The 12,796-nt window shown below is 60.9% G+C and carries 9 protein-coding genes; 4 read left to right on the forward strand and 5 right to left on the reverse strand.

The window, feature by feature from the left end; all coding sequences use genetic code 11:
- Positions 1-76 precede the first annotated feature (76 nt).
- The 4 genes from QZ298_RS07605 (at position 77) to QZ298_RS07620 (ending at position 7,683) form a co-directional block, all read left to right on the forward strand.
- The gene (locus tag QZ298_RS07605; protein ID WP_296007583.1) at positions 77-3,253 is read left to right on the forward strand and encodes a TonB-dependent receptor; all 3,177 of its coding nucleotides are present in this window, start codon (positions 77-79) and stop codon (positions 3,251-3,253) included.
- Positions 3,254-3,275: 22 nt separating this feature from the next.
- Entirely contained in the window at positions 3,276-4,946 is a 1,671-nt protein-coding gene (locus QZ298_RS07610) for a RagB/SusD family nutrient uptake outer membrane protein (protein WP_296007586.1), read from the forward strand.
- Positions 4,947-5,176: 230 nt separating this feature from the next.
- Positions 5,177-6,376: an FprA family A-type flavoprotein gene (locus QZ298_RS07615; RefSeq protein WP_296007588.1), complete on the forward strand. Its 1,200-nt coding sequence runs from the start codon at positions 5,177-5,179 to the stop codon at positions 6,374-6,376.
- Positions 6,373-7,683 (forward strand): UDP-glucose/GDP-mannose dehydrogenase family protein, encoded by a 1,311-nt coding sequence (locus QZ298_RS07620; protein WP_296007591.1) that lies wholly within the window; start codon positions 6,373-6,375, stop codon positions 7,681-7,683. The genes QZ298_RS07615 and QZ298_RS07620 overlap by 4 nt, the downstream gene beginning before the upstream one ends.
- A 427-nt stretch (positions 7,684-8,110) precedes the next feature.
- Here the strand turns inward: QZ298_RS07620 and QZ298_RS07625 are convergent, their stop codons facing one another.
- The 5 genes from QZ298_RS07625 to QZ298_RS07645 are packed head-to-tail and all read right to left on the reverse strand — an operon-like array spanning position 8,111 to position 12,788.
- The gene (locus QZ298_RS07625; RefSeq protein WP_296007593.1) at positions 8,111-8,560 is read right to left on the reverse strand and encodes a YhcH/YjgK/YiaL family protein; all 450 of its coding nucleotides are present in this window, start codon (positions 8,558-8,560) and stop codon (positions 8,111-8,113) included.
- Between the two features lie 13 nt (positions 8,561-8,573).
- Positions 8,574-9,707, reverse strand: coding sequence for an endonuclease/exonuclease/phosphatase family protein (locus tag QZ298_RS07630; RefSeq protein ID WP_296007596.1), 1,134 nt, complete (start codon positions 9,705-9,707; stop codon positions 8,574-8,576).
- A 1-nt stretch (position 9,708) separates the two neighbouring features.
- Positions 9,709-10,311 (reverse strand): rhomboid family intramembrane serine protease, encoded by a 603-nt coding sequence (locus QZ298_RS07635; protein WP_296007599.1) that lies wholly within the window; start codon positions 10,309-10,311, stop codon positions 9,709-9,711.
- A gap of 43 nt (positions 10,312-10,354) precedes the next feature.
- On the reverse strand, positions 10,355-12,334 hold the full coding sequence (gene mutL, locus QZ298_RS07640) for a DNA mismatch repair endonuclease MutL (protein WP_296007602.1): 1,980 nt from the start codon (positions 12,332-12,334) through the stop codon (positions 10,355-10,357).
- Between the two features lies 1 nt (position 12,335).
- Positions 12,336-12,788 carry a hypothetical protein gene (locus QZ298_RS07645; RefSeq protein ID WP_296007605.1) on the reverse strand — a complete coding sequence of 151 codons (453 nt, stop codon included), beginning with the start codon at positions 12,786-12,788 and terminating at the stop codon, positions 12,336-12,338.
- Between the last annotated feature and the right edge of the window lie 8 nt (positions 12,789-12,796).

The following is a 12,796-nucleotide window of genomic DNA, read 5'->3' on the forward strand; positions in this document are numbered from 1 at the left end:
TCTTGCAAATTACTGTGTGGTAAGTTATCTTTGTAAGGAACTTTTTATTTTAAAAAACACACAAAAATTAACGGCTATGGTAAGAAAAATTGTACTATCGTTAATTGCCATGCTGGGGGGGGGAATTTTGCTCTCCTCGGCCCAGAACACGCAGATTTCAGGTAGGGTTACCGGTATCGACGGCACACCCGTGGCAGGAGCCACGGTGGTGGTCGAAGGGACGACCCTCGGCACGACGACGGGTGCCGACGGCAAGTTCGCGCTTGCGGCGCCCGCTGAAAGCACGCTCTCGATATCGTTCATCGGATACCGGCCCGCACAGGTGGCCGTGGCCGGCAAAACGGTCGTGGAGGTCGTGCTCGACGAGGACTCCCACTCCATCGACGACGTGATCGTGGTGGCCTACGGCACGGCCAAGAAAGAATCCTTTACCGGTTCGGCTTCGGTCATCAAGACCGAGGAGATCGCCAAACGCCAGGTCTCCAACGTGACCAACGCCTTGTCAGGCGTGACGGCAGGCGTCCAGGCGACGAGCGCCAACGGACAGCCGGGCGAGGAGGCGACCATCCGCATCCGCGGCATCGGGTCGCTGGCAGCCAGCAACAAACCGCTCTACGTCATCGACGGCGTTCCCTATGACGGTCAAATATCGTCGATCAATGCCTCCGACATCGAGTCGATGACCGTGCTCAAGGACGCTGCGGCCTCGGCCATCTACGGCGCCCGCGGCGCCAACGGCGTGATTCTGATCAACACCAAGCGCGGCAAGAGCGCCGAGGCGGTCATCACGGTGGACGCCAAATGGGGTTCGAACTCGCGCGCCGTGCCTCAATACGACGTCATTACCGATCCCGGGCAGTACATGGAGCTTACGGCCCGGTCGATGAGCAACTTCGCACGGATCAACCAGCAGTTCACACCCGAGCAGGCCGCCCAATACGTCGAGCAGAACATCTACACCAACCAAGCGGGCGGCGTGGGCTACCGTGTCTTCGACTATCCGGCCGGCGAAACGCTGGTCGGCGCCGACGGACGGCTCAACCCCAACGCCACCCTGGGTTATGTCAACGGCGAGCATCTGTTCCTGCCCGACAACTGGTTCGACGAGCTTTTCGACGCAGGCAACCTGCGCCAAGAATACAACGTTTCGATTTCGGGCAACTCCGACAAGATCAACTACTATGCGTCGCTGGGCTATCTGGACGACTCGGGCATCATGTCCAATTCGGGATTCACGCGCTACTCCACCCGTCTGAAAGCCGACTACCAAGCTAAAAAATGGCTCCGTTTCGGCGCCAACATGTCCTACTCGAACGTCGAGAACCGCAATCCGTCGAACCAGACTTCCAGCGGTTCGTCGGTCAACATCTTCTACCTTACCGGCATGATCGCCCCGATCTATCCCCTCTACATCCGCAATGCGGAGGGCACGATAGCCAAGGACAGCCACGGTTACACGATGTACGATTTCGGCGACACCACGACCGGCATGCCCTACAAGCGTACGTTCATGTCGGGTTCGAACCCCGCATCGTTGTGGGAACTCGACAAGGCGGTCTACACCTACGACGACTTCACGTCGCGCTACTTCGCCACGGTCGACATCGTCAAGGGGATGAAGTTTACCTACAACTTGGGCGTCGACCTCTCCAACTACCGCTACCAGCGGCTCTACAACCCCTACTACGGGCAGTATGCCAACGTGGGCGGCGTGGTCTACGTGGCCAGCCAGCGCGAGCTGGGACTCAACCAGCAGCAGTTGCTCAACTATACCGCCACATTCGCCGAGCGGCACAACATCGACCTCCTTCTGGGCCACGAAAGCTACAAGTGGAAGCGGTCCTACCTGCAAGGCGGGCGCGAAAAGATCTTCAACTCCGACATTCCGGAACTCAACAACGCCATCAGCCAGCAGTCGAACGACTCCTCCTCGGACAACTATTCGACGGAGGGTTATTTCGCCCAGGTCAAATATGATTACGACGGCAAATACTACATTTCGGCATCCTACCGCCGCGATGCCTCGTCGCGCTTCCACAAGGATCACCGCTGGGGCAACTTCGGCTCGGTGGGTGCAAGCTGGCTCCTCTCCAAGGAGACGTTCATGGCCGGCGCGGAGTGGATCGACCTGCTGAAGATCAAGGCTTCCTACGGTATCCAGGGCAACGACAACTTGCTCTACCAGACAGGCGACGTCAACTACTACCCCTACGCAGATCAATACAAGCTCTCGGAGCTGGACGGCAACTTCGCCACGGCGCTTTCCTACAAGGGCAACAAGGACATCACGTGGGAGACGAGCCATTCGTTCAATGCCGGCGTGGAATTCGGGTTCTGGGGCGGCCGTCTGGCCGGCAGCGTCGAGTATTTCAGCCGCAAGACCACGGACATGCTCTACTACATGCCTTCGCCCAACACCATCGGCTACGCCTACTACCCCACCAACGTGGGTTCGGTGCGCAACTCGGGCGTCGAGGTCGATCTGAGCAGCACGATCTTCCGCACCCGGCACGTGACCTGGACGCTCAACGCCAACCTGACCTACCTCAAGAACAAGATCATCGAACTCGACGAGTCGCTGCACGGCGAATGGATCGACGGCTCGCGCATCTACCGCGAGGGCGAGTCGATGTATCAGATGTACCTGCGCAAATATGCAGGCGTGAACAGCAGCGGCGAGGCGACTTGGTACAAGGCCGACGGCACGACGACTTCCGACTACGCCACGGCCGACCGTTTCGCCACGGGCGACCTGCTGCCGAAGGTCTACGGCGGCTTCGGCACCTCGCTCGAAGCCTACGGCATCGACTTCTCGATCGCCTTCGCCTACCAGTTGGGAGGCAAGATCTACGACAACACCTATGCGGTCCTCATGCACTCGGGCACCGCCTCCTCGGCCGGCAGCAACTGGCACAAGGACATCCTCCGCGCCTGGCAAATCGGCGACGAAGCCGGTTCGACGGACGTGCCGCGGCTGTTCTCGTCCGACAACTACGCCAACAGCCTCTCGGATCGTTTTCTGACCAGCTCGAACTACCTCGACATCACCAACATCACGGTGGGCTACACGCTCCCCCGCAGCTGGACGAGCAAGATCCGCATCGCCAAACTGCGCCTCTACATGGCGGCCGACAACGTAGCGCTCTTCGCCAAACGCAAGGGCCTCGATCCGCGCCAGTCCTACACGGCGGCCGGAAACTACCGCTACGCCCCGATCCGGACGATTTCGGGCGGTATCAACCTGACGTTCTAACAAGTAAAACAAGTTGCCGATTATGAAACCATTATATAGAATCATCGCTTCCGCACTCTCCCTGTCGGCGCTCATCGCATGCGCCGGCGATCTCGACACCGCACCCGAAGGCGACACGATGACCGAGGATCAGAAACAGGAAGTCCTTACCCAAGACCCCGCGAAACTGGAATCCGACGTGCTCTCGCTCTATTCTTCGATGATCGAGCTGCTGGCCATCGAAGAGTGGTCGGGACGGACACTCCACTACGACTTCGGCTACGCCGCCATCCTGATGATGATGGACTCCTGGGGGCAGGACACCCCCTCCGAGGACAGCGGCTACAACTGGTTCGTCTCCAACCTGGAAATGAGCGACCGCACCGCGACGTCGCTGGCCGGCTACTTCATCTGGAACAACCTCTACAAGCAGATGGGACTCGCCAACCGCATCATCGCCAGCGTTCCGGCCGACACCGAAGACGCTTCGCTGCGGGCATTCCGCGGCCAGGCGCTGGCCATCCGTGCGTTCGACTACCTCAACCTGGTGCAGCTCTACCAGTTTACCTATGACGGCCACAGCGAAGCTCTCGCCGTGCCCCTGGTGCCGGAGACCATGACCGGCGAAGAAGCTGCGCACAACCCCCGCGCCACGGTCGCCGAGGTCTACGAGCGGATTCTGCTCGACCTCGACGAGGCGATCGCCCTCCTGCCGACGTCGGGTCAGGCCGGACAGATCAACCGCCAGGCCGCCTACGGCCTGCGCGCCCGCACCCATCTGTTGATGAAAAACTACGACCGAGCCTACGACGACGCAGCGGCAGCGGCCCAGGGTTACACGCCCTATTCGATCGCCGAAGTCTCGCAGCCCTCATTCAACGCGTTCAACCACGCCTGGCTGTGGGGCAATGTCATCGGCGAATCGAACGACGTAGTGCAGTCGGGCATCGTCAACTTCCCGGCGCACATGTGTTCGTTCACGGGCAACGGCTATTCCCCAGGTTATTCGGGCCGCTACATCAACAGCGAACTATACAGCCGGATTCCCGACACCGACGTGCGCAAAGGCTGGTGGGCCTTGGCCGAACAAAAGACCGAAAAGGACGAAACCACCGGTCAGGAACAGAAATACTGGGAGTTCTGCGACATCGAGCACCCCTGCCCCAACGTCGACTGGCAATGGACGATTACCTACAAGGGAAAGCAATACAACATCGCCGAGTGGGCAGGTTGGCAGGCGCCCTATCTGAACGTGAAATTCGGGGCCTACCAGAACATCTACAACAATGCGACCAACGCCTGCGACATCCCCCTGATGCGCGTCGAGGAGATGCTGCTCATCCAAGCCGAGGCCAAAGGCTTGAGCGCCAACGGTTCCATAGCCGAGGGCGCCGCCATCCTGGAAAACTTCGTGCAGACCTACCGCGACCCCTCCTACACATGCACCGCAACGAGCCGGGAGGAGTTCATCGATGCCGTGTGGTTCCAGCGTAGGATCGAGTTGTGGGGCGAGGGCCACTCGTGGTTCGACATCATGCGCCTGAAGAAGCCCGTACACCGTCTGGGCACCAACTACGCGACGACCGTGGCCTGGAACCTGCCGGCCGAATCGCCGCTCTTCCTGCTGATCGTCCCCGAAGCCGAGTGCAACGTCAATTCCGCGATCGAAAACAACCCGACCGTGGCCGCACCCAAGGCCGGCGACACCTATTGACCCGGCCGGCCCGAAAAGCATCCTTGCCGGACGGCCGATTCCACAACGAGAGTTTCCCTCAACAGGGAAACTCTCGTTTTTCGTCACTGCGGCACAAAACCTGCAAACCTGTATATTTTTGCCAGGCCGCATGCAGCACCAAATTTGCAGAAACTCGACCGCAGCAAGAAAACCCGCACCAAGTAAAGATTTTTTTGTAACTTCGTCCACGAAACCAGAAACATATCGTCATGTCTTTTGCAGAAATCCATCCCGGAATCCGGTACGTAGGCGTCAACGACCGCACCACGACGCGCTTCGAAGCGCTGTGGCCGCTGCCGGCAGGGGTATCATACAACGCCTACCTGGTCGTCGGCGAACGCATCGCCCTGATCGACACCGTCGAGGAACGCTTCGGCGGTCTCTTGCTGGAGAACATCCGCCGCGAAATCGGCGACCGCAAGATCGACTATCTGGTCATCAACCACATGGAACCCGACCACTCGTCGTCGATCGAAGCCCTGCGCCTGCGCTATCCCGACATCCGGCTGGTAAGCAACGCCAAGGCGCTGCAAATGGTCGAGGGATTCTACGGCTCGAAGGCCGCGACACTCGAAATCAAGGAGGGCGACACGCTGGATCTGGGCGGGCTGACCTTGACGTTCTGCATGGCGCCGATGGTGCACTGGCCCGAGACCATGGTCACGTGGTGTCCCGAGCGGCGCACGCTCTTCTCGGGCGATGCGTTCGGCACGTTCGGCGCCCTGAACGGCGGGGTGACCGACTCGCAGCTCGACCCTGCGCTCTACTGGGACGAGATGCGCCGCTACTACGCTTCGATCGTGGGCAAATACGGCTCGCCGGTGCAGAAGGCACTGGAGAAGGTGCGCGGTCTCGACCCGGCGACGATCTGCTCGACCCACGGCCCGGTCTGGCAAGCGCAGATTCCGCAGGTGCTCGACCTCTACGACCGGATGAGCAGCTACCGGGGCGAACCGGGCGTGGTCATCGCCTACGGCTCGATGTACGGCCACACCGAACAGATGGCCGAGCGCATCGCCCGCCACCTGGCCGAGGCCGGTGTGCGCCGAATCGCCATGCACAACCTTACCTACGCCGATCCTTCCTACGTGCTGCGCGACCTGTTCCGCTACGACACGCTCGTGGTGGGAAGCCCGACCTATAACGGGGCGCTCTTTCCGCCCGTGGCGCAGCTGCTCGAAATGGTCGCCGCGCGCAACATCCCGCAGCGCAACTTCGCGTTCTTCGGTTCGTTCTGCTGGGCCGGCTGCGCCGTGCGCAACATGGCCGAATTCGCCCAGCGCATGAAATGGGAACCCGCAGCGGATGCCGTCGAAATGAAGCAGGGCTTCAGCGACGATGCCGACGCGGCCTGCCGCAAGCTGGCGCAGCAAATCGCCGCACGCATGGATAAAACGTCCGAAAAATGAAAATCGCGATCGTAGGCACAGGCTACGTCGGACTCGTCTCGGGCACCTGCTTTGCCGAAATGGGGCTGGACGTGACATGCGTCGACACCGACGAGACGAAGATCGCGCAACTGCGCCAAGGCGGGGTGCCGATCTACGAGCCGGGACTGGCAGAGTTGGTGCGCAAGAACACGGCGGCAGGGCGTCTGAGCTTCTCGACCGACCTGGCGGAGTGTCTGGACGATGCGGAGGCGGTTTTCTCGGCCGTGGGCACGCCGCCCGACGAGGAGGGCGCGGCCGACCTGCGGCAGGTGCTGGAGGTGGCCCGCACGTTCGGCCGCCACATCCGCAAATACACGCTTCTGGTAACGAAAAGCACGGTGCCGGTCGGCACGGCGCAGAAAATAAGGGCCGTGATCGAGGAGGAGTTGCAGCGCCGCGGCTGCGAAGTGCCGTTCGACGTGGCGGCGAACCCCGAATTTTTGAAGGAGGGCGCCGCCATCAAGGATTTCATGTCGCCCGACCGGGTGGTGGTGGGCGTAGACAGCGACCGGGCCAAAAAATTGATGACCAAGCTCTACCGGCCGTTCCTGATCAACAACTTTCGCGTCATCTTCATGGACATCCGCTCGGCCGAGATGACCAAATATGCCGCCAACGCGATGTTGGCGACGCGGATTTCGTTCATGAACGAAATCGCCAACCTCTGCGACCGCGTAGGCGCCGACGTGGAGCTGGTGCGCCAAGGCATCGGTTCCGACGTCCGCATCGGCAACAAATTCCTCTACCCCGGCTGCGGCTACGGCGGCTCGTGCTTCCCCAAAGACGTGAAGGCGCTGGCCCGTACGGCACAGGAGCATGGCTACACGATGGAAGTGATCGAAGCGGTGGAGCGTGTGAACGAACGGCAAAAAAACATCGTCTTCGAGAAACTGCACCAGGCATTGGGCAACCTGCGCGGCAAACGCGTGGCGCTGTGGGGTCTGGCTTTCAAGCCCGAAACCGACGACATGCGCGAGGCGCCCGCCCGGAAGACGATCGAGCAGCTCACACAGGCGGGTGCCGAAGTGAGCGTCTTCGACCCTGCGGCTATGGACGAATGCCGCCGGCTCTACGGCCCGCGCGTGGACTATGCGGAGACGATGTACGAAGCGGCCCGCGGGGCCGACGCCGTGGCGCTGGTCACGGAGTGGAAGGTGTTCCGCATGCCGGACTGGACGCGGCTGCATGCACTGATGCGCAGCCATGTGATCGTGGACGGCCGCAACATCTACGACAAGGCCGAACTCCTCGCCGCAGGATTCGACTATCGGGCCATCGGGAAATAAAAGGCTCCGAATATCGCCGCACAGCCCCATCCGGGTGTTTCCGCACGTCCGGGTTTTTGCCCACCAGTATAGTTCTGCACAACCGGGGTATTTCGGCATAACCCCATGTTATTTCCGTGCGTCCAATGTTCCCTGCATCCCCGGTGCGCCCCTCCGGCGCCCTACTGCCCCAAATACCCGGACAACCCAAATTACCCCAAACAACCAAGGAGGAGAGGGAAGGTGTTCTCCCGACACTTTTCTCGCGGCATTCTGCCGATATTCCTCCGGCACTTTGCTTTCAGCATTCTTCCGGCACTTTCGCCCGGTATTTTGCGCCGGCATCCTGCGTCCTCTAATTTCTTTTTCTTCTATATTCTCTCTTAATTTAAATCCCCGCACGTTCAATACGTCCGGGGATCATCATTTCCGGTAATCGAGTACTCGATCACATGCGTACTTTGACGATGGCCTTGCGTACTTTGCCCTCGCCGACCAGAGGAGCATGGCCGTCCTGCGGGAAAAGCACCGTAAATTGCCCAGGCTGCAACGTGTAGTAGGTCTGCGGTTCATCGTCGAAGAAAAGAATGTCCTTCTCCTTGTTGAATTCGCCCTGCGGCTTGTTCAGCGCCTTGCGCTCGCTCCAACCGAACGACTCGGCGCTGCCGCTCAACAAAACCTGAATGTCGATATACTCGTCGTGCACCTCCAGTTTGGCATCGTCTTTCTTCTTGAGGTCGCGTTCCATGATGTTCACATAGATGTCGCGGCCGTCCAGTTCGTGGATACCCGGTTCCAAAGCAGTCCAGTCGGTCGATGCGATCAGCTCGAAAGCCTTTTTCAGACGCGGATGCACGTTCGCATAGAGCGCGCAATTTTGCAAAGAATCGAAAATCATGATGTATTTGGGTTTAGTTTTGAAGTTCAAGCGGCCGAAAGCGCACCAGCACGGGCAGATGATCGGAACACCCCGCCTCGGGCACTTCGTAGGAGAGCGCCTCCAGGTCGGGCGTGCCGAAGATGAAGTCGATGCGCAGCATGTCGAAAAATCCGCGGTAGGTGTGCGAATAGCCCTGGCCTACCTCGGCGAAGGCATCTTTCGCACCCCGCACCATGGTGCGGTAGACATAGGAGACGGGCGTATCGTTGAAATCGCCGCACACGATCCGCCGTACACGCTGCGAAGCCATTGCTTCAGCAATGGAGTCGGCTTGCGAAGCCCGCTGCATCCCGCTCACGCGCAGCCGCCATGCGATGCTGCGGAATTTCCGCTCGCGGTCGGCATCGGCAATGAAGTCGCGGTTGGTAATATAGTCGTTGTCGGCAGCCTTGATCGAGGTCGTAAGCAGATGGTTGTTGTAGACCCGCACCGTGTCGTCCCCCACGGCCAGATCGGCCCATACGGACGATTCGGGCGCAAGCACGACGCCCGACCGGACGATGCGGTACTTGCTGAGGATGACCAGTTGGAAATCGGCCTGCTCGTCCAGTCCGAAACGGGCGCTTCCATACTTTTCGGTCAACGCTTCGTAACGGGGACTCCGCTCGGCCGCATGGCGGGAGAACTCCTGGAGACACACGATGTCGGCATTCAGGCTGTCTATGAGCTGCAACATGGGATCGGCGCACTCCCCGCCGGCGGCATCCTGGAACGAGCGCACATTATAGCTCAACACCTTCACGGCCGATTTGGCATAAGTCGTCGGCTTGTAGCTGCGTCCGAGCCGGGGTTTCCAGAAAAGCGGCATCCAGAACAACCCGACCAGCAGGAACGCCAGCATCAGCCCGGCCCAGCCCCACCGCCAGCGGATGATCCAATAGAGCGCCAGAACGACCGCCGCGACATAGATTGCCGGAGCAGCCAGCCCCAGCAAAGGCAGAAACCAAAGCCGCGCAGGGTCGACATAAGGGACAATGAAGACGATCGTCATCGCCACGGCCACGCAGAACGTAGCCAGCAAGAGCAGGGCATCGGCCAACCGCATCGCCCAGCTGCTCCGCCGCGACGGGCGTCCGGTAACATCGCTGTACAGATCCCCGTTCATTTCAGAAATGGATTATGCCGCGCCGTTTCCACCAGAGCAGCAGCAAGAACCCCCACAACATGCCGCCGACATGAGCGAAATGGGCTACATTACCGACGCCGCGCCAGCCGAGCAGCAATTCGATGATGCCGTAGATGATGACGAACCACTTGGCTTTCATCGGAATAGGAGGAAACAGCAGCATGATGACCGCATTGGGATGCAGCACTCCGAACGCCAGCAGCAACCCCATAACGGCGCCCGAAGCGCCGACCAGCATCATCGGTTCGTGCAAGGCCCACGCAATAGCCGCCTGGATGAGCGCGGCACCCACGCCGCAGACCATATAGAAGATCAGAAACCGCTTCGACCCCAATTCGTATTCGAGCGTGCGACCGAACATCCACAGCGCGAACATGTTGAAAAACACATGTTCGAAATTGGCGTGTAGGAACATGTAGGTAACGAACTGGTAGCTGCGGAAAGAGGGCAGCCCCACCCACAGCGCGCAATACTCGTTGACAACGAGTCTCAACGAGGGCAGCAGCGTCATCGCCAAGAAGATCAGCACGTTGATGATAATCAAGTTCTTGACCACAGGCGGCGTCTGAAAATAACGGTTCATGAATCGCATCGAAATTTTTGCAAAGTTACGTTTTTCCGGCGGATTATCCGAGTTTGGCGCGGATATCTTCCGGCAGAATCTCGGCAAGAACGGTCTTGCCCGAGGGGGAAAAGCTCACGTTGCCCGTCTCGGCCAGCTGCGCGAGCAAGGCCGCAGCCTCCTCACGGGTAAGCATCGGCACGCTGCGGCGCGCAACGCCCCGCGCCATGGCTATGGCGATCCGTTCGCGCCGCACGTCGCCGAGCGACACGGGGATCGTGAACGCCTGCAAAAGGTCGTAGATCATGCTGTCGATCCCCTCGGCCGGCAGATCGGCCGGCGCACCTTTGACGTCGACGGCCCCTTCGCCCACGAAGTCGATGTCGAATCCCAGAGCGGCGAACTCCACGGCATTCTCCTCCAGCAAGGCGTATTCCTCGCCCGAGAGCACCAGCCGCTCGGGAAAGAGCAATTGCTGACAAACGGCCGAGCCGTTGGAGAGCATGCGCAGGTAGTCCTCATAGAAGATGCGTTCGCGGGCACGCCGCACGTCGACGACCACCAGCCGCCCGCCCCATGTCGCAGCGACATACCCCCCGGCCAGCGGCATCGGATCGGCGAACTCGGGCCGCGGCTCGATGGGCAGCGCCTGCTGCGTGGCATCGGCCTCGGAGGGGATGAAGTCGAAGCCGCTTTCGGACGGTGCGCCGCCCGAGACGAACTCCTCGAACTCTTCGCCGCCCCATGCCGCGCCGCCGGAGAATCCGGCCGTACCGGCCGACCCTGACAACGGGCGTCTGCCGCCCGCCCCTGCCGCCGGAACGTCGGAAAGGGTCGCAGCACCGCCATGCCAAGGCACGCCGCCAAGGGCATCGCCGTCGGGATCGCCAAGGGCATCGCCGTCGGGATCGGGCGCCGAGGGGTCAATGTATTCGTCACGGAACGGGTTGTAGCCCTCGTCCGACATGGCGCGCGGCTCGCAATAGACAGCGCCCTGCTGCAAAACAGGAATGTCCACCCCGCCCTCGCGGTCGAAATCCATAAGCGGCACGGCGCCCGTCTTGGCCAGCGTTTCGCGCACGGCCGCATTCATGATCTGCCACACGGCCTCCTCGTCGGCGAACTTGACCTCGGTTTTCTGGGGATGGACGTTGACATCGATCCGCGACGGGTCGATCGAAAGATAGAGGAAATACGACGGGGCGCAGTTCTCGGGGATGAGTTTCTCGTAGGCCTTCAAAATCGCGCCGGCCAAATACTGGCTCTTGAAATAGCGCCCGTTGACAAAGAAAAACTGCTCGGAGTTGCGCCGTTTGGCGGCGGCAGGACGTCCGATGAACCCCTCGATGCGGGCGATCGACGTGTCGGCCCCCACCTCCAGCAAGTTCTGCTTCACGTGCCGGCCCACCACATCGACGATACGCCCCGCAAGCGATGTCGCGGCAAGCGTATAGACGGGCGCATCGTCGGCATAGAGTTCGAAGGCGATCTGCGGATTGCACAGCGCCACACGCTGGAACTCGGTGCGGATCTGCGACGCCGAAGCCGTGCTTTTGTCGAGGAAGCGGCGGCGCGCCGGCACGTTGTAGAAAAGGTTGCGCACGAAAAATTGCGCCCCCACAGGACACATGACCGGTTTCTGGGCCACGAACTGTCCGCCGTTGATCTCGGTGCAGGTGCCCACTTCGTCGCCCTGCTGGCGCGTGCGCAGCTCGACCTGCGCCACGGCGGCGATCGACGCGAGCGCCTCGCCGCGGAAGCCGAACGTAGAGAGCGCATAGATGTCGTCCACGGCCGAAATCTTGCTGGTGGCATGGCGGTCGAAAGCCATGCGCGCGTCGATGGGCGACATGCCGCAGCCGTCGTCGACGATCTGTATCAAGTCTTTGCCGCCGTCGCGGAAGTTGACCTGCACACGCCCGGCACCGGCGTCGATGGCGTTTTCCATCATCTCCTTCACGACCGACGCAGGGCGGTTGACCACCTCGCCGGCCGCGATCTGGTTGGCGACGACCTCGGGCAAAAGTCTGATGCGGTCGGCCATGTTATTCCGAATAATCGTTGGGAACCACCACGATGCGCTGCTCCTGCCACTCCACGTCGCTTACCTGCGACTGATCGAACGCGTCGGCGGGCGCCTGCGCCTCCGTCCGCGGTGCGCCGTCGGCAACCGCAGGGGCCGCACTCCGGCTGCGCAGGAAAACATCGGCCAGCCGGGGATAGAGCATATAGATGAACAACAGCACCAGCACGGCGCCCACAGCCATCTTCCACACCCGCACGCGCCCCCGCTGTTCTTCGCGGCCGCGACGTGCGGCCCGCGCTTCGCGCTGGGTGCGGATATATTGTCCGGGGCGGTATTCGCGCCCGGCATCTTCCGCACGTTCGCCCCGCAACTCGGCACGGCGCTGTTCGCGCGCCTCCTTTTCGGGGTCGTAGTAGCGCGGAATGTAGTTGAACTTGTTCGCGTGGCGCTTGAATGGAGTGAAGCCTAACATGCTGGTAT

This window comes from uncultured Alistipes sp. (genome assembly GCF_910580175.1).
Lineage (GTDB): Bacteria > Bacteroidota > Bacteroidia > Bacteroidales > Rikenellaceae > Alistipes.